At 42.5% G+C, this 17810-nt stretch carries 15 protein-coding genes; 9 read left to right on the top strand and 6 right to left on the bottom strand.

Going from position 1 to position 17810, the window contains the following annotated elements:
- Positions 1-122: 122 nt before the first annotated feature.
- The 5 genes from yfaE to ubiG form a co-directional block, all read right to left on the bottom strand.
- The gene (gene yfaE, locus C2M32_RS10200; RefSeq protein ID WP_105168331.1) at positions 123-395 is read right to left on the bottom strand and encodes a class I ribonucleotide reductase maintenance protein YfaE; all 273 of its coding nucleotides are present in this window, start codon (positions 393-395) and stop codon (positions 123-125) included.
- The gene (gene nrdB / locus C2M32_RS10195; protein WP_105168330.1) at positions 395-1525 is read right to left on the bottom strand and encodes a class Ia ribonucleoside-diphosphate reductase subunit beta; all 1131 of its coding nucleotides are present in this window, start codon (positions 1523-1525) and stop codon (positions 395-397) included. The genes yfaE and nrdB overlap by 1 nt, the downstream gene beginning before the upstream one ends.
- Before the next feature lie 51 nt (positions 1526-1576).
- Positions 1577-3862: a class 1a ribonucleoside-diphosphate reductase subunit alpha gene (nrdA, locus tag C2M32_RS10190; RefSeq protein WP_105168329.1), complete on the bottom strand. Its 2286-nt coding sequence runs from the start codon at positions 3860-3862 to the stop codon at positions 1577-1579.
- A 362-nt stretch (positions 3863-4224) separates the two neighbouring features.
- A complete protein-coding gene (locus C2M32_RS10185) occupies positions 4225-4872 on the bottom strand; it encodes an HAD family hydrolase (RefSeq protein ID WP_105168328.1) in 648 nt (215 codons plus the stop codon).
- On the bottom strand, positions 4869-5579 hold the full coding sequence (gene ubiG / locus C2M32_RS10180) for a bifunctional 2-polyprenyl-6-hydroxyphenol methylase/3-demethylubiquinol 3-O-methyltransferase UbiG (RefSeq protein ID WP_105168327.1): 711 nt from the start codon (positions 5577-5579) through the stop codon (positions 4869-4871). The genes C2M32_RS10185 and ubiG overlap by 4 nt, the downstream gene beginning before the upstream one ends.
- 185 nt (positions 5580-5764) lie before the next feature.
- Between ubiG and gyrA the strand changes: the two genes are divergently transcribed.
- The 9 genes from gyrA to pyrF all read left to right on the top strand — a co-directional run bounded on the left by gyrA (position 5765) and on the right by pyrF (position 16087).
- A complete protein-coding gene (gene gyrA, locus C2M32_RS10175) occupies positions 5765-8443 on the top strand; it encodes a DNA gyrase subunit A (RefSeq protein WP_105168326.1) in 2679 nt (892 codons plus the stop codon).
- A gap of 67 nt (positions 8444-8510) precedes the next feature.
- On the top strand, positions 8511-9593 hold the full coding sequence (gene serC / locus C2M32_RS10170) for a 3-phosphoserine/phosphohydroxythreonine transaminase (RefSeq protein ID WP_105168325.1): 1083 nt from the start codon (positions 8511-8513) through the stop codon (positions 9591-9593).
- Positions 9593-10870: a 3-phosphoshikimate 1-carboxyvinyltransferase gene (gene aroA / locus C2M32_RS10165; RefSeq protein WP_105168324.1), complete on the top strand. Its 1278-nt coding sequence runs from the start codon at positions 9593-9595 to the stop codon at positions 10868-10870. Before serC ends, aroA begins: the two co-directional genes overlap by 1 nt.
- 158 nt (positions 10871-11028) lie before the next feature.
- Positions 11029-11742: a (d)CMP kinase gene (gene cmk, locus C2M32_RS10160; protein ID WP_105168323.1), complete on the top strand. Its 714-nt coding sequence runs from the start codon at positions 11029-11031 to the stop codon at positions 11740-11742.
- Between the two features lie 95 nt (positions 11743-11837).
- A complete protein-coding gene (gene rpsA / locus C2M32_RS10155; protein ID WP_070985413.1) occupies positions 11838-13505 on the top strand; it encodes a 30S ribosomal protein S1 in 1668 nt (555 codons plus the stop codon).
- 60 nt (positions 13506-13565) lie between these two features.
- The gene (ihfB, locus tag C2M32_RS10150; RefSeq protein WP_105168322.1) at positions 13566-13853 is read left to right on the top strand and encodes an integration host factor subunit beta; all 288 of its coding nucleotides are present in this window, start codon (positions 13566-13568) and stop codon (positions 13851-13853) included.
- Between the two features lie 22 nt (positions 13854-13875).
- The gene (locus C2M32_RS10145) at positions 13876-14139 is read left to right on the top strand and encodes a lipopolysaccharide assembly protein LapA domain-containing protein (protein ID WP_105168321.1); all 264 of its coding nucleotides are present in this window, start codon (positions 13876-13878) and stop codon (positions 14137-14139) included.
- Between the two features lie 2 nt (positions 14140-14141).
- The gene (gene lapB / locus C2M32_RS10140; RefSeq protein WP_105168320.1) at positions 14142-15278 is read left to right on the top strand and encodes a lipopolysaccharide assembly protein LapB; all 1137 of its coding nucleotides are present in this window, start codon (positions 14142-14144) and stop codon (positions 15276-15278) included.
- A gap of 104 nt (positions 15279-15382) precedes the next feature.
- The gene (gene pyrF, locus C2M32_RS10135; protein ID WP_105168319.1) at positions 15383-16087 is read left to right on the top strand and encodes an orotidine-5'-phosphate decarboxylase; all 705 of its coding nucleotides are present in this window, start codon (positions 15383-15385) and stop codon (positions 16085-16087) included.
- 329 nt (positions 16088-16416) lie between these two features.
- Here the strand turns inward: pyrF and C2M32_RS20810 are convergent, their stop codons facing one another.
- Positions 16417-17313 carry a hypothetical protein gene (locus C2M32_RS20810; RefSeq protein WP_234401274.1) on the bottom strand — a complete coding sequence of 299 codons (897 nt, stop codon included), beginning with the start codon at positions 17311-17313 and terminating at the stop codon, positions 16417-16419.
- Positions 17314-17810: the final 497 nt, after the last annotated feature.

The following is a 17810-nucleotide window of genomic DNA, read 5'->3' as shown; positions in this document are numbered from 1 at the left end:
TTTTGATTGATGAAACAAAATTTAGCATCTAGTCGCGATATAACTTCACGTTAGGTGTGTTTGCTTGTGGCATGCATTGCCGCGTTGTATAGGCTAGCAAAGTTAGGTTAGCTCGACAGTATTTAGATCAGCGTAAGTTTTATGTCAGTTAACGGCTTAGTGCAACAAAGTAAGATTTCGCCATCTCTTACAAAAGCTAATGGCTCTTGATTGTAAGCAACTTCACCTGCATCTAATTTAGCTCGACATGCTCCACAGAAACCTTCTCGACATTGATAGGGGACTTCTATGTTTGCCTGTTCAAGTGTTTCTAACAGGGAAGACGACTGAGCCGCAAATTCAAGCGGCTCAGTTACATTACTCACGTTAATTTTTCGACTTGGTGTATCACCCATTACAAGTCAAAATCACCAAAGTCCGAGGCATCAACTTCTGAGTCGATTTGACCAACAAGATAAGAGCTAATCTCTGCTTCTTGAGGCGCAACTTGTACATTGTCGGAAACCAACCATGCATTGATCCAAGGTATAGGGTTAGATTTATTGGCAAACTGTGCTGGTAAACCAACAGCTGTCATACGAACGTTAGTGATATACTCAACGTACTGACACAAGATGTCCTTATTTAGCCCGATCATTGAACCATCTTTAAACAGGTACTCTGCCCATTCTTTTTCTTGCTCGGCAGCCTCAACGAACATTTGAATAGCTTGCTCGTGGCACTGAGCAGCAACAATTGCCATTTCTGGGTCATCTTTGCCATCTTGCATGATGTTCAAAATATGCTGCGTGCCTGACAAATGCAATGCTTCATCACGAGCGATAAGCTTGATAATTTTTGCATTGCCTTCCATTAACTCACGTTCAGCAAATGCAAATGAACATGCAAAGCTTACATAAAAGCGAATGGCTTCAAGGATATTAACTGACATGATGCACAGGTATAGCAGCTTTTTGAGTTCAAACAGGTTGATAACAACGGTTTCACCGTTGATCTCATGCTTACCTTCACCATATAGGTTATATATAGAGACTTTCTCAATTAATTCATCGTAATAGCGAGTAACAGCGTCCGCACGTTGATTAATACGATCGTTGGTAACGATATCGTCGAAGATTACTTCCGGAGATTGCGTTACATTGCGTATGATATGGGTATACGAACGACTGTGAATAGTTTCACTGAATGCCCAAGTTTCGATCCACGTTTCAAGTTCTGGTAACGACACAATTGGCAGTAATGCAACATTTGGTGAACGGCCTTGGACGCTATCAAGCAAGGTTTGATATTTCAGGTTGCTTAAGAAAATGTGTTTTTCATGCTCGGGTAGGCCCTGAAAGTCGAGCCTATCTTTACTGACATCAACTTCTTCTGGACGCCAGAAAAAAGACAGCTGTTTCTCAATCAACTTTTCGAATATCGGATATTTTTGTTGGTCATAACGAGATACATTGACGGTTTGGCCAAAGAACATGGGTTCTTTTAACTGATCATTGTGATTTCTGCTAAAAGTAGAATAAGACATAGATTTTATACTCAATACCAAAAATAGCGGGTCAAACGACCCGCCAAAAACTTATATTTTACAAGCGCCGCCTGCACAATCGTCATCTTCTGCTTGAGCCTTAAGCTCATCTTGTGCATCGGATGCTCCATCACGAGTGTTGTGATAATAAAGTGTTTTTACACCCAACTTGTACGCTGTGAGTAAATCTTTAAGTAGCAGCTTCATTGGTACTTTGCCGCCGTCAAACTTGTTAGGATCGTAGTTTGTATTAGCTGAGATAGTTTGATCAACAAACTTTTGCATAATCCCAACTAATCCTAAGTAACCATCATTCGATGGAATATCCCATAACAACTCATAGTTGTCTTTCAGGCGTTCGTACTCAGGTACTACTTGTTTCAAAATACCATCTTTACTGGCCTTAACACTAATGTGGCCTCTCGGCGGCTCAATACCATTGGTCGCATTGGAAATTTGCGATGATGTTTCTGATGGCATTAATGCTGATAGCGTTGAGTTACGCATGCCATGCGCTTTAATGCTTTGGCGAAGTGCATCCCAATCTAAGTGCAAAGGCTCTTCACATATCTTGTCAAGATCGCGTTTGTAGGTGTCTATTGGCATGATACCTTGAGAGTAGGTTGTCTCGTTAAATAGTGGACAAGCGCCACGCTCTTTTGCCAGTTCATTTGACGCTTTCATTAGGTAGTACTGAATCGCCTCAAATGTGCGGTGGGTTAGGCCATTTGCACTACCGTCAGAATACTTAACACCATTCTTCGCCAGATAATATGCGTAATTGATTACGCCAACACCTAATGTACGACGGCCCATTGTGGCACGCTCAGCGGCAGGAACCGGGTAGTCTTGGAAATCCAGTAAGTTATCTAACGCACGTACAGCAAGTTCAGCTAACTCTTCTAGTTCGTCGAGTGACTCCAACGCACCAAGGTTAAATGCCGAAAGTGTACACAATGCGATTTCACCATCTGGGTCGTTAACATTGTTCAGCGGTTTAGTCGGTAATGCTATCTCTAAGCACAGGTTAGACTGGCGAATTGGTGCGACCTTTGAGTCAAATGGACTGTGCGTATTACAGTGGTCAACGTTTTGTAGGTAAATACGGCCTGTACTCGCGCGCTCCTGAGCAAACATAGAGAACAACTCGATTGCCTTTATACGCTTCTTACGGATTGACTCGTCTTGCTCATATTGAACGTACAAAGATTCAAATTTGTCTTGGTCTTCAAAAAAAGCATCGTATAAACCAGGAACGTCCGAAGGGCTAAACAACGTGATGTATTCATCTTTAATCAAGCGAGAGTACATCGTTTTATTAAACTGTACGCCGTAATCAAGATGACGAACACGGTTTTCCTCTACACCACGGTTGTTTTTAAGCACAAGTAGATTTTCTACTTCAAGGTGCCAAAGTGGGTAGAATAGTGTTGCTGCACCGCCACGTACACCGCCTTGTGAACAGCTTTTAACTGCCGTCTGAAAGTGCTTATAAAAAGGAATACAACCTGTGTGGTAGGCCTCGCCATTTCGAATAGGGCTACCTAAAGCGCGGATTCGACCAGCGTTGATACCAATACCTGCACGTTGACTGACGTATTTAACGATTGCAGATGAGGTGGCGTTAATTGAATCAAGGCTATCACCACATTCAATTAATACACATGAGCTAAACTGGCGTGTTGGCGTACGAACACCTGCCATAATAGGCGTAGGCAATGAAATTTTGAATAATGAGATCGCATCATAAAAACGTTTGATGTAGTCAAGACGCGTCTCTTTTGGATAATCAGAAAACAGGCTGGCGGCCACTAAAATATACAAAAACTGAGCACTTTCATATATTTCACCGGTTACACGGTTCTGAACCAAGTACTTACCTTCAAGTTGTTTAACCGCCGCGTAGCTGAAATTCATGTCACGGCTATGATCAACATAGCTGTCTAACTCATCCAGTTCTTGCTCTGTGTAGTCAACCAACAAATGCGGGTCGTAACGTTTGTCTTCTACTAACTTAGTTATGTGGTCGTAAAGGCGTGGTGGCTCGAAACGGCCATACGCTTTTTTACGCAAATGAAAAATGGCTAGGCGCGCGGCTAGGTACTGATAATCTGGAGAGTCTTTATCTATTAAGTCTGCAGCTGCTTTAATAATCGTTTCATGAATGTCTTCGGTGCGAATACCGTCATAAAACTGAATATGGGACTTTAACTCAACTTGTGATACAGAAACATTACTGAGGCCTTCAGCGGCCCAAGTGATCACGCGATGGATTTTATCTAGATCAAGCGGCTCTTTGCGGCCGTTTCTTTTGCTGACAGATAACTGTTGGTTCATAGTTGCGCCTGTATTCCTTCGGAATTGTATTTTTATGGTAAACGCACGGTTCACACTTTTGTTTATCTATTCACCACTATATATGGTGATAGGCTTACCGTGGATCACAAGATAGTGTGGATGAGCCAAATTTGCAATAGAACAACTCAGCCACAATTGTGGATAACTTAGGGATAATCTACTCCTGTTAGTGGCTATTAACCTTTGAGGTTTTATAGCTAAACACGTCATAAAAAAATCAACCAAGATGTTTTGTTTTTTTATCAAATTCAAAAAAAATTCTAACTGATTTTTTTATATTCAACTTGTGGGGGTTTTGGTTACAAGACACAAGATATAGTGTCTTGCAACACAATTTTGCACTATATATGTGCAATGAGCGATTCTGGGTTAGTTAAATTCAGATCCGCATTCCAACTTAGTGCAACTTCATGGCTAGGTACGTATCCCCACAGAGCTGTTACAGAGCGCATGTTGGCAGCTTTTGCGGCTTCAATATCTCTGGCTGCATCGCCAACGTAAAAACATTGCTCTGGATTGACGGCTAATTGTTGAGCAGCATGCAATAACGGTTTCGGTGACGGCTTTGCCTCATCCAAGGTGTCTCCACACACGACAACCTCAATATTTTTTAGCTCATCTATACGCTCAAGCAGAGGTAGAGTTAAGAAGGTTGGTTTATTGGTCATTATGGCAACTTTGATCCCGCGGTTACTCAGCGCGTCAAGCAGTTGCCCAATACCCGCAAAACAATGACTGTGTACGGCGATATTTTGCGCATAGTAATCTAGTACGCTTTGGCGAAGGTTTTGCTCATCATGCAAGGCCAGCGCATCTTTAAACCCTACCTCAAGCAGTGCTTTCACACCATTAGAAATTGCCGGGCTATATATCTCTTTACTCACGGGAGGCAAACCATAAGTCGCAAGTGTATGGTTCAATGCGGCACCTAAGTCATCACAGGTATTGAGTAAGGTGCCATCTAAGTCAAAAATTACAGCTTGGATCATGCGAGTTTCTCAAAATGGAGCAGGTAATTCACACTCACATCGTCGCTGAGTGTAAAAGTCTTACTAATTGGATTGTAGCTAATTCCAGCACTAGCTCTGACTTTCAATCCAGACTGTTCTGCCCAATTAATCAAGGTAGATGGTCGGATGAACTTTTCGTGATCGTGAGTGCCTTCGGGAACCAGCTTAAGTAGCTTCTCGGCGCCTACGATTGCCATCAAATAAGCTTTAGTCGTTTTATTTAGTGTTGAGAAAAATACGCTAGCGCCAGGTTTTGCTAATTTAGCTACTGCTGCGATGATAGAAGCAGGGTCTGGAACGTGCTCTAACATTTCCATACAGGTAACAACATCAAAAGAGTCTGGGTTTTGTTCCGCGAACTCTTCAACAGGAATTTTTTGATACTGTACTTTCACACCAGCTTCTAGGCTATGAAGTTTCGCGACATTAAGTGGTTCTTGCCCCATATCAATACCATGTGCGTGCGCACCAAGCTTTGCCATACTCTCGGTTAGAATCCCTCCACCACATCCTACATCTAATACTTTTTTATCGAATAAACCCTGACATTTATCATTAATAAAGTCTAAACGCAGCGGGTTGATATCGTGCAGTGGTTTAAATTCGCCCTCTTGGTCCCACCAACGTTCTGCTATTTCTTCAAACTTGGCTATTTCTTGTGGGTCTACATTTTGATGTTCGGTCATAAAAAACTTCCTCGTTAATCTGAGCGCATTATAAGAGGGGTCAGATTAAAATCACTAAAACTTTGCGCCTGTAAATTGTTTAAAAGTGTGTTAGCATGGCGATTCAGAATTAATAATAACTCAACCTCTTCGCCACGCGATAGTGTGACATAAAAGAGGTAGACGATGAAGGAAAGTGGAATCAAATGACTGATCTCGCCAATGAAATCCTGCCAGTCAATATCGAAGATGAACTCAAAAACTCGTATTTAGATTACGCAATGAGCGTTATCGTTGGCCGTGCATTACCCGACGTTCGTGATGGCTTAAAGCCAGTACACCGCCGCGTATTGTTCGCCATGAACGAGTTAAAAAATGACTGGAATAAGCCTTATAAGAAGTCGGCGCGTGTTGTCGGTGACGTAATTGGTAAATATCACCCACACGGTGATAGTGCGGTTTACGACACTATAGTACGTATGGCCCAACCCTTTTCTTTACGTTATATGTTGGTTGATGGTCAAGGTAACTTCGGGTCTGTTGACGGTGACTCAGCTGCTGCGATGCGTTATACAGAAGTTCGTATGGCGAAAATGTCACATGAGTTGCTGGCCGATCTTGAAAAAGAAACCGTAGACTATGTGCCAAACTATGATGGCACTGAACAAATTCCTGATGTACTACCAACCAAAGTACCGAACCTGTTAGTTAACGGTTCGTCAGGTATTGCGGTAGGTATGGCAACTAACATTCCACCTCACAATTTAACTGAGGTTGTTAATGGTTGTTTGGCTTTGATCCAAAACCCAGACTTGACCATTGAAGAATTAATTGAATACATCCCCGGTCCAGACTTCCCGACGGCAGCTATTATCAATGGCAAAAAAGGCATTGAGCAAGCGTATAAAACAGGTCGTGGTAAAGTCTATATTCGTGCCCGTGCGGAAATCGAAGTAGACGAAAAAACGGGTCGTGAAACTATCATCGTTCACGAAATCCCGTATCAAGTGAACAAGGCTCGATTAATTGAAAAAATCGCAGAGCTTGTAAAAGAGAAGAAAATAGAAGGTATTAGCGCGCTACGTGACGAATCTGATAAAGATGGTATGCGTATTGTAATTGAAATTAAGCGCGGTGAAGTAGGGGAAGTGATTCTTAACAACCTCTATGCACAAACTCAGTTACAGACAGTGTTTGGTATGAACATGGTTGCGCTTGATAACAATCAGCCTAAGTGTTTCAACTTAAAAGAAATGCTTGAAGCCTTCATTGTCCACCGTCGCGAAGTAGTAACACGTCGTACGGTATTTGATTTACGTAAAGCACGTGATAGAGCGCATACCCTAGAAGGTTTAGCGATTGCGCTTGCAAACATTGACCCTATCATTGAACTGATCCGCAAATCTCCAAGCCCAGCAGAAGCTAAACAGGCGTTAATTGATCGCCCTTGGGAGCTAGGTACAGTCAAAACAATGCTTGAAAAAGCGGGTGAAGACAACGTTGCACGTCCTGATTGGTTAGCGGCTGAACTCGGTATCCGCGATGGCCAGTATTATCTGTCAGAGCAACAAGCACAGGCAATCTTGGACTTACGCTTACATAAGCTAACGGGTCTAGAGCATGAGAAGATCCTAGCTGAATATCAAGAACTGTTAGACCTTATCGCTGAGCTACTTTACATTCTTTCTTCACCAGAGCGCTTGATGGAAGTGATCCGCGATGAGTTGGTTATCATCAAAGAAACATACGGTGATGAACGTCGTACAGAGATCAGCGCTGCTGCGCATGACATTAGTCTTGAAGACTTAATCAACGAAGAAGACGTTGTTGTTACTTTATCGCATGAAGGTTATGTGAAGTACCAGCCGCTTAGCGACTATGAAGCACAACGTCGTGGTGGTAAAGGTAAAGCTGCAACGCGAATGAAAGATGAAGATTTCATTGAGCGCTTATTAGTTGCCAATACCCATGACACGATTTTATGTTTCTCAACTGCTGGTCGCATGTACTGGTTGAAAGTATATCAGTTGCCTTTAGCATCACGCGCTGCGCGTGGTAAGCCTATCGTCAACTTGTTGCCGCTTGAAGCTGATGAACGTATTACGACTATCTTGCCTGTACGTGAATACGAAGAAGATAAATATGTATTAATGGCGACCGCAAACGGTACCGTTAAGAAGACACCACTTACAGCATACAGCCGCCAGCGTGCAAGCGGTATCATTGCAATCAACCTAAACGAAGGCGATTGCTTGATCGGCGCAGATATTACTGATGGCAGTAACGACATCATGTTATTCACTGATCACGGTAAAGTAGTGCGCTTCAATGAGAAGCTACGTGACTCAGAAACTGGTGAAGTTAAAATTGATCCAGAAACTGGTGAAGAGATGTTAGCGTTACGTCCAATGGGCCGTACTGCAACAGGTGTACGCGGTATTAAGATGCCAGATGATGTAAAAGTGGTATCTCTTATCGTGCCTAAGACGGATGGTGCAATTCTTACTGTGACCGAAAATGGTTATGGTAAACGTACGCCATTGGCTGACTACCCTGCGAAGAGCCGAGCTACACAAGGTGTTGTGTCGATTAAAGTAAGCGAGCGAAACGGTGCCGTAGTTGGAGCTGTTCAGGTTGATGATAGTAACGAAATCATGCTGATTTCAAACCGTGGTACATTAGTTCGTACCCGAGTCAGCGAAGTTTCAACTGTCGGTCGTAACACCCAAGGTGTTATTTTGATCAGAACTATTGACGACGAGCAAGTAGTTGGTTTACAACGTATCGAGGAAATAGCAGTTGAAGAGCTTCCCGAAGGTGAAGGAGCTGAGCTACCAGCACCTGAGGGCACACCAGTGAGCACTGATGACTCACCGAGTGAATAAAGTTAACTAAAGCGGCTTCGGCCGCTTTTTTTATTGATAAATTTTATGTTGTTTAGGAATGAGGAAAATGACGGTATATAACTTTTGTGCGGGTCCAGCGATGTTACCACCAGAGGTAATGAAAAAAGCACAACAAGAGTTTTTAGATTGGCAGAATCTGGGTGTGTCAGTCATGGAAATAAGTCATCGCTCTGCGCCATTTTTGGCAATGGTTGAACAGTGCGAAGCCAGTCTTCGTCGTTTGATGAATATATCGGACGAGTTTGAAGTTCTGTTTATGCATGGTGGCGGACGAGGACAGTTTGCAGCAGTGCCGCTTAACCTACATCTTGATGGTCTACCCGGTGTGTACGTAGAAAACGGTATTTGGTCCAGCGGTGCAAGCCAAGAAGGAGCAAAGTTTACAGCTGTTGAAAGCATTAATATTCGTACTGATAAAGACGGGCTATTTGATATTCAAACAGTTGATAAGTGGCCGTTACCTGAAAAGGCTTCATTTATTCACTATTGTCCTAATGAGACCATAGATGGCATTGAAATTTTTGATGTACCAAAGCACAGTAGCGCACCTATCGTTGCGGATATGTCGTCAGTCATTCTCTCTCGTGAAATTAACGTAGATGACTTTGATATTATTTATGCTGGCGCACAGAAAAATATCGGCCCGTCAGGTTTATGTATCGTTATTGTGAGAAAAACCTTACTTGAGCGTGAGGGCTTACCTCGTCCATCAATTCTTGACTATACGATAGAAGCGAAGCAGGGCAGTATGTATAACACACCGCCAACGTTTGCTTGGTATCTAGCCGCTGAAGTGTTCAAACATCTTGAAGCGATGGGTGGCGTGCCAGCGATGGCGGCACATAACCAAGCCAAAGCCGCAATTCTTTACGATTATATCGATAGCTCAGATTTTTATAGCAACAAGGTTGCTAAGCATTGTCGTTCTTTGATGAATGTACCGTTTTGGCTAAAAAGTGACAGCCTAAACGGATTGTTCTTAGAGCAAGCTGAGCAGGCTGGACTTGTGGCCCTTGAAGGTCACCGCTTAGTTGGTGGGATGCGTGCAAGTATTTATAACGCGATGCCAATCGAAGGCGTTCAAGCGTTGGTTGAGTTTATGGATAAGTTCGCCAAGGAGCACAGTTGATGGAACAGTTATCACTTAAACCGATTTCCAAAGTGTCTGGTAGCGTGACGTTACCAGGCTCTAAAAGTTTGTCGAATCGAATTTTGTTACTTGCCGCTTTGTCTGAGGGCACCACAGAAGTACATAACCTGCTTGATAGTGACGACATACGCCATATGCTCGGTGCGTTGAAGCAAATGGGTGTGAATGTCACATTAAATCAGGATAAAACTGTCGCCACAGTAAAAGGCTGTGCTGGCGTGTTAAAAACACCGGAACAACCTTTATTCCTTGGTAATGCTGGTACTGCCTACCGGCCGTTAACAGCTGTACTTGCAGCAACTCAAGGAGTGTTTGAGTTGGTAGGTGAGCCACGTATGGAAGAGCGACCGATTGGCCATTTGGTAGATGCTATGCAAGCGCTGGGTGCGGATATTGAATATCTTAAGAACCAAGACTATCCACCATTACGTATCAATGGCAAAAGTTTAAGTGGTGGAGAGGTTGAAATAGATGGCAGTATATCGAGCCAATTTTTAACCGCTTTGCTTATGGCTTCTCCCTTATTCGCGGGCGATACTCGCATCAGGATAAAAGGCGAGTTGGTTTCTAAGCCTTACATTGATATAACGATTGGCGTTATGGCGCAGTTTGGCATTGAAGTTATCAATGATAACTACCAAACTTTTAGCATCACAGGTGGACAAACCTATCAATCTCCCAAACGTATAATGGTAGAAGGTGACGCGTCGTCAGCTTCTTATTTCATCGCTGCTGCTGCGATAGCGGGTGGTGAAGTTGAAATAAATGGTGTCGGCAAACAGAGTGTTCAGGGGGACATCGGTTTTGCACACGTCATGGAACAAGTGGGTGCTAAGATTGATTGGTACGATGAAAAATTAGTCGTGCGCAAGGGCGAACTAAAAGGCGTAGATATCGATGCCAACGCGATCCCAGACGCCGCTATGACGCTGGCAACTGTTGCACTGTTTGCGGATGGACCAACTGCAATTAGAAATATTTACAATTGGCGAGTCAAAGAAACTGACCGTTTGTCAGCAATGGCGACAGAGCTAAGAAAAGTAGGTGCAGAAGTTGTTGAAGGCCATGACTTTATTGAAATAACCCCACCGGTCAAGATCAACCTTACAGATATTGATACTTATAATGACCATCGTATAGCTATGTGCTTTTCAATGGTTGCGGTAGGTGGCCATGAAGTCATAATCAATGACCCAGGATGTACCGCTAAGACCTTTCCTACCTACTTCGACGTGTTAGCGTCAATCAGTGATTAATCAAGGTTTTTCAATGTTTAGAGCTGTTTCTAAAATAGCTCTAAACATCATGTTTTAGTGCCTATCTAACAAAAAGTTACATGTAACTAAGGATAAATTCATTTAACTTGCGTATAATACTCGCGATTTATTTCAGGTGAGCATTTCAGGAGGTTTAAATGCCGGCATCTATGCCAGTTATCACCGTTGACGGCCCAAGTGGATCAGGCAAAGGAACCGTTTGTCGCTTGTTAGCTGAAAAACTAAATTGGGATGTTTTGGACAGCGGCGCTATTTACCGCGTATTGTCCCTTGCTGCACTTCACCACCAAATTGCTTTGGATAATGAAGAAGCGTTGGTGCCTCTTGCAGCCAATTTAGACGTACAGTTTCTCATCGACCCTTCGACTAAGAAGAGTAAAGTTATCTTAGAAGGAGAAGATGTAAGTAATACAATTCGTGACGAGAAAGTAGGTTCTGCAGCGTCGAAAGTAGCGGCGCTCCCGCGCGTTCGAGAAGCATTGCTTCGTCGCCAGCGAGCTTTTAGAAGTGAGCAAGGCTTGATTGCTGATGGCAGAGATATGGGGACCGTAGTATTTCCTGATGCAGAAATAAAACTGTATCTGACTGCTAGCGCAGAAGAGCGTGCTAACAGGAGATACTTAGAGTTGAATGCTAAGGGGCTAGATGTTACACTAAGTGGTCTGCTCCAAGACATTATGGCCCGTGATGATCGTGATATGAATCGCGAAGTTGCGCCACTTGTTCCAGCAGACGATGCAATCGTGATTGATACGACCGAACTGGATGCTCAACAAGTATTTGCAAATGTAATGGCAATACTTAACGATGCAGTGGTTTCAGGTAAGCTCGAAAAATCGCGCTTAGCCTAATATTTGTAATGCACTGGCAGGATGCCGGTGTTTTTTTAACTACCCCATGCAGCATGGTTGCTAATTGGAATATTAATTTATGAGACGTATTTAGTATGTCAGAAAATTTTGCGCAGTTATTTGAAGAAAGCCTAAAGGGTTTTGAAGCAGAGCAAGGCTCTATCGTAAAAGGTACTGTAATTTCAATCGAGAACAACATCGTTCTTGTTGATGCTGGTTTGAAATCAGAAAGTGCCATCCCTGCAGAGCAATTCAAAAATGCTGCTGGTGAACTAGAAGTTGCTGTTGGCGACGAAGTAGATGTAGCACTAGATGCAATCGAAGATGGTTTCGGTGAAACAATCCTTTCTCGTGAGAAAGCGAAGCGTCACGAAGCTTGGATCCGCCTTGAAAAAGCTTGCGAAGAGCAAGAAACCGTTATGGGTATCATCAACGGTAAAGTTAAAGGTGGTTTCACTGTTGAAGTCGATTCAATCCGTGCTTTCCTACCTGGTTCACTTGTTGATGTTCGTCCAGTACGTGACACAGCACACCTTGAAGGTAAAGAGCTTGAGTTCAAAGTTATCAAGCTTGACCAGAAGCGTAACAACGTAGTTGTTTCACGTCGTGCAGTTATCGAATCAGAAAACTCACAAGAGCGTGAAGAACTTCTTGCTAACCTTGTTGAAGGTCAAGAAGTTAAAGGTATCGTTAAGAACCTTACTGATTACGGTGCGTTCGTAGACCTAGGTGGTGTTGACGGTCTACTACACATCACTGACATGGCGTGGAAGCGTGTTAAGCACCCTTCAGAAATCGTTAATGTTGGCGACGAAATCGCAGTTAAAGTACTTAAGTTCGACAAAGAGAAGACTCGTGTTTCTCTAGGTCTTAAGCAGCTTGGTGAAGATCCATGGGCAGCTATCGCTGGTCGTTACCCAGAAGGTGCTAAACTTTCTGGTCGTGTAACTAACCTTACTGACTACGGTTGTTTCGTTGAAATCGAAGAAGGCGTTGAAGGTCTAGTACACGTTTCTGAAATGGATTGGACTAACAAGAACATCCACCCTTCAAAAGTTGTTAGCCTAGGCGACACTGTTGAAGTTATGGTTCTTGAAATCGACGAAGAACGTCGTCGTATTTCTCTAGGTCTTAAGCAATGTATCGCTAACCCTTGGCAAGAATTTGCTCGTCTTCAAAACAAAGGCGACCAAGTTACTGGTAAGATCAAGTCAATCACTGACTTTGGTATCTTCATCGGTCTTGACGGTGGTATCGACGGTCTTGTTCACCTTTCTGACATCTCTTGGAACACTCCAGGTGAAGAAGCTGTACGTGAGTACAAGAAAGGCGACGAAATCACAGCTATCGTTCTTCAAGTTGATCCAGAGCGTGAGCGTATCTCACTTGGCGTTAAGCAAATCGAAGCAGATCCTTTCAATAACTACCTAGACGCAAACAAAAAAGGTGCTATTGTTAAAGGTAAAGTGACTGAAGTTGACGCGAAAGGCGCAACTGTTGAGCTTATCGAAGGTGTTGAAGGTTACATCCGTGTAGCTGACATCGCTCAAGAGCGTATCGAAGATGCAACAACTGTTGTTTCTGCAGGTGACGAAATCGAAGCTAAATTCGTAGGTGTTGATCGTAAGAACCGTACTATCAGCCTATCAGTTAAAGCTATGTTCGAAGCTGAAGAGAAAGAAGTTCTTGAGAAGTTGAAGAAAGAAGAGCCAGCGTTCGAAAACGCAATGGCAGCAGCTTTCAAAAACGCTCAAAAAGACTAATATATAAGTCTATACAGGAAGGGCACTTTAGCCCTTCCTTTTTATATCTAAGGAAACATTATGACAAAGTCAGAATTGATAGAACAACTTGCAGAGCAACATGCACATATTCCTGTAAAGGATGTAGAGAACTCAGTTAAAGAAATTCTTGAACAAATGGCAGGCTCATTATCAAGCTCTGATCGTATCGAGATCCGTGGTTTTGGTAGTTTCTCATTACATTATCGTTCACCTCGCACTGGCCGTAACCCAAAAACAGGCGAAACAGTTGAGTTGGATGGAAAATACGTTCCACACTTTAAGCCTGGTAAAGAGTTGCGCGATCGTGTAAACGATAGCCTTAAATAATACCGAATACATGGAGTAACACTTGATCAAGGTAGCTAAAAAAGGATTGGCACTTGTTTTTATATTGTTGGCATTTGTGATAGGCACTCAAAACCCTAATCTAGTCGACGTAAATTACATAGTAGCCAGTAGTACTTTACCGTTATCAACCTTAATGAGTGTTTGCTTTGTTGTCGGTGTATTTGTTGGGTGTGTGGTAAGCGTTTCGGTATTTTCGAAGTTGAAGTGGCAAAACTATCGGCTTAAGAAAAAAAATCGTCAAATGACACCTAATACTGAACGCTGACCATGACTGAGCTGTTGTTCTTATTGCTTCCTGTAGCTGCTGCGTATGGCTACGTTATGGGAAAAAACAGTGCTAAAAACCAAGCTCACGAACTCAATAGACAAATTACCTCACAATACAGCAAAGGTCTGAAGTTTTTACTTGATCGTGAAGAAGATCAGGGCCTTGAACACCTTATTCAACTTCTTGAAGTATCAGCAGATTCTGTTGAGCATTATCTCACGCTCGCAACCTTGTTTCGCAAACGAGGTGAATTGGACCGAGCAATAAAAATTCATGAATTACTACTCAATCAGCCCAGCTTGAGCAGCACGGATATGGCATCATGTCGTCTAGAGTTAGCTCAGGATTATATTTTGGCTGGTTTGTTGGACAGTGCCGAAGAACACCTCGTTATTTTAGTTAAAGACAGCTATGTTGAGGCGCTAGACCCTATCATAAACCTCTATTCTCAGATGCGTGAATGGCACAAGGGTATCAGTATGTTTGAAGCCCATAGTGAACTGTTCACCAAAGCCCAGCATTGTGCAGCGATCGCAAATTTTTACTGTGAGGCGGCTTTGATTGATGATACGCCCAAGCTTATGGAAAAGGCCTGCGCACTCGATCACATGACTATTCGCCCATACTACGAGTTAGGTAAAGATGCATTTGAGAAGCAAGATCATGTTAAAGCCATCTATTACTGGCGTAAACTTGTGGTCAGTAAGACCAATACCGCGCCTTTGTATATCAAAGAGTTAGAACAAAGTTATATACAACTAAACCTTAAAGACCAATTTGATGAGTTAGTAGAAGAGCTGCTTAGTCAAGGTGGTGTACTGATCAGAATTAAGCATTGCCAAGCATTACTTGAAAAAGGTGAACAGCAGCAGGCAGTAGAATTTCTTACGGATAGTTTAAAGCGCGAGCCGTCTATTCGTGGCTTTAGTTTCTTATTGCAATTGCTTGGTAATAATAACGGCAAGATTAAAGCGGCATTGACCGAGATAGACAAGTTGGTGACATCCTATATCGCAACGAAACCAGAATATCAGTGTAAGCATTGTGGCTTTAGCAGTCACAAGCTGTATTGGTTGTGCCCATCATGTAAGCATTGGGAAACGATTGGTCCCAGCAAAGGCCTTGATGGCTATTAATCGAAAATTAATAAAAGCTCAGGCCAACTGGCAAACTTTTGGTATAATATCGCCCACTCATAGCCTTAACTTATTTTCAAACCTCAGGGTAACTTAGGAATACTATGTCTCAAACAGATTCAAAAAAAGTACTTATCGCTCTAGATTATGACGACAAGCAAGCGGCATTAACGTTTGTTAAACAGCTTTCTCCCTCTCAGTGTCGTTTGAAAGTAGGTAAAGAGATGTTTACTTACTTTGGTCCTGAGTTCGTAAAAGAATTGGTCGCGCTTGGGTTTGATGTATTTTTAGATTTAAAATTTCACGATATTCCAAATACAGTTGCCAAAGCTGTAACTGCTGCGGCAGAGCTTGGTGTGTGGATGGTTAATGTGCACGCCAGCGGTGGTTTTGAAATGATGCAAAAGGCCAAAGAAGCGCTTGAAAAGTACGGTGATAAAGCGCCATTACTGATTGCAGTGACGGTACTGACCAGCATGGATCAGGGCCAACTGTTACGTTTAGGTATTGAGAAAACCCCTCAAGAGCAAGTGGTTTATTTAGCGAAGTTGGCGAAAGAAGCTGGGCTTGACGGCGTAGTGTGTTCAGCGCAAGAAGCGCAGTTGTTAAAGTCTCAATTAGGTGAAGAGTTCAAACTCGTGACACCAGGTATTCGTCCAGCTGGAAGTGATGCAGGTGACCAAAAACGTATTATGACCCCACAAAAAGCCGTAGCGGCTGGCAGTGATTACTTAGTCATAGGCCGACCAATTACACAAGCGCAAGACCCTGTTCAAACATTGAAAGAAATCAACGAGTCAATTGCTTAAAAAGCACCTCAAGCAATAAACAGGCTTCATTTTTTTTTAGGCATACTCCATACGTACCGACAGTTACCGATTTGAACGGTGGCTGTCGGAGCAGCCTTTTGCTGGGGTAATAAAGACAGAACTTAACAGCCAACTGTTAGAAAGTCGAATGGCGCTTCGCTTATGCCGACTTACTGAACAGAAGGGCTGATTGTGCTAGAAGTAGACCTACGTAATGCCCGCTTAAGTAGTGAGTGACACAGCTACAACACCCTATTATTATATCGTAAACGCTAAAATCAATTCTAACCAAAACCGACGAGCGTTGCGAATCCATCTTAAAGTACTTGTTATACCCAGCTCAAATTATCAAGTTTTTTATTGTTCCCTAATAGTTTTTGGAGTCGGATATGTATTGTTTTATCTAACTCTAACCCGCGAGTATCAACTTGATCTTTAAGGTAGTCTGCTGTTTTATCTAATAACCATGAAGTAAAGCCCTTAGACTCTTGCTCTAAAAGTCTTGTAATAGATAACCCCAATGTATCTTTACTTGGGTCAATTACCTCTTTCGTCGTTGCATCATAGCCCAAAATTTTTAATTTAGATTTATCACTTATAGTAATAACACCATGGTTATGAGAAAGAGTATGCCTCACCTGAAATATTGCCTGTAAAGCTAAATTTAATTCTCGAAGATTAGATCTTGGACTGTTCTTATTGTATCTTTTGGAGCCTATAAGCGCGAAGCAGGCCTTATCCACATTATCGAGGTCATGATAAAGTTGATGTTCAAATACTAATTCAGGAACTGAAGCTTTGGTGAGGCCCCATAGGACTTTCACGTCGACTGCTCCACTTAGTTTTTCTGCGGGAACATAATGCCTAATAATTTTTGCCAAGTTGATTAGACTGTTTTTATAAAATACTTCAAAGCCATTTATAGCTTCGAGTAAAGCATTGTGCTCGGCGTACCACTTGTACTTTCTATATGTATCATCTTTTGGTCCGCGATAACTCTGTGATTTGAGTTCAGCAAGTTCTTTTCTTGCTTCGTTGAGAGCAGTATGCCTACTTTCCAACCAATTTAGATAATTCTTCTGATGCTTTAGTAAAGCCTTAAACTGATCTAAAGCACTCGATTTACTAGATTGAGCTAAGTGCTTAATCTTCTTACTACTTGTTGAACTAACCTCTTTTCTATTTTCAAATTTTTGTATGTTTTTTGCGCCAGACGTCCGAGCCATTATTGATTTCTCCTTAAAATTATTATGCTGAATGCGGCTAGTTTGGAGCGCAGCGGAAAACCAATCCGACAACAGCGCTTTGTCAAGTTTACTTTCGTCGGGATTTATTTATCCAGCTATCCCAAGACTCAACTCGTATAGACGGCGAGTTTCCTCGCTCATAGTCATGTCGAAGACGACTTTCTTTAAGATCGTCGTTGCTTCTCCCGCCTATGACGATTGTATGTAAGTTGATATCTTTATTTGGGTCTACTTGTAAGTTTCTCTGGGGCCCTATAAATGAGTTGTACTTGGTTCCCCCTGATTCGACGGCCTGTCTAATCTCATTGTAACTGCACCAGTTTTAGTACAGTATATATAGTATTGTCATTCGCAACGAACAATCTAACACGACAAATTGCATCATTCCTTGTCAATCCGCACGTAGGAAACCGAAAAATGAAATCACTAATTTTCAATACACTCTCCCTAAAAACTTAACAGCGTATTACCGAGAA

Source organism: Pseudoalteromonas sp. T1lg23B, assembly GCF_002964665.1.
GTDB lineage: Bacteria > Pseudomonadota > Gammaproteobacteria > Enterobacterales > Alteromonadaceae > Pseudoalteromonas.
The sequence above is the reverse complement of the archived record's forward strand: the minus strand, read 5'-3'. Positions and strand labels throughout refer to the sequence as shown.

Bases quoted from the DNA above. Each gene is read 5' to 3' on its own strand.
- nrdA (WP_105168329.1), bottom strand. From the start codon at position 3,862: ATGAACCAACAGTTATCTGTCAGCAAAAGAAACGGCCGCAAAGAGCCG.
- pyrF (WP_105168319.1), top strand. From the start codon at position 15,383: ATGTCTCAAACAGATTCAAAAAAAGTACTTATCGCTCTAGATTATGAC.
- nrdB (WP_105168330.1), bottom strand. From the start codon at position 1,525: ATGTCTTATTCTACTTTTAGCAGAAATCACAATGATCAGTTAAAAGAA.
- ihfB (WP_105168322.1), top strand. From the start codon at position 13,566: ATGACAAAGTCAGAATTGATAGAACAACTTGCAGAGCAACATGCACAT.
- serC (WP_105168325.1), top strand. From the start codon at position 8,511: ATGACGGTATATAACTTTTGTGCGGGTCCAGCGATGTTACCACCAGAG.
- ubiG (WP_105168327.1), bottom strand. From the start codon at position 5,579: ATGACCGAACATCAAAATGTAGACCCACAAGAAATAGCCAAGTTTGAA.
- rpsA (WP_070985413.1), top strand. From the start codon at position 11,838: ATGTCAGAAAATTTTGCGCAGTTATTTGAAGAAAGCCTAAAGGGTTTT.
- aroA (WP_105168324.1), top strand. From the start codon at position 9,593: ATGGAACAGTTATCACTTAAACCGATTTCCAAAGTGTCTGGTAGCGTG.
- C2M32_RS10185 (WP_105168328.1), bottom strand. From the start codon at position 4,872: ATGATCCAAGCTGTAATTTTTGACTTAGATGGCACCTTACTCAATACC.
- cmk (WP_105168323.1), top strand. From the start codon at position 11,029: ATGCCGGCATCTATGCCAGTTATCACCGTTGACGGCCCAAGTGGATCA.
- C2M32_RS20810 (WP_234401274.1), bottom strand. From the start codon at position 17,313: ATGGCTCGGACGTCTGGCGCAAAAAACATACAAAAATTTGAAAATAGA.
- gyrA (WP_105168326.1), top strand. From the start codon at position 5,765: ATGACTGATCTCGCCAATGAAATCCTGCCAGTCAATATCGAAGATGAA.
- lapB (WP_105168320.1), top strand. From the start codon at position 14,142: ATGACTGAGCTGTTGTTCTTATTGCTTCCTGTAGCTGCTGCGTATGGC.
- yfaE (WP_105168331.1), bottom strand. From the start codon at position 395: ATGGGTGATACACCAAGTCGAAAAATTAACGTGAGTAATGTAACTGAG.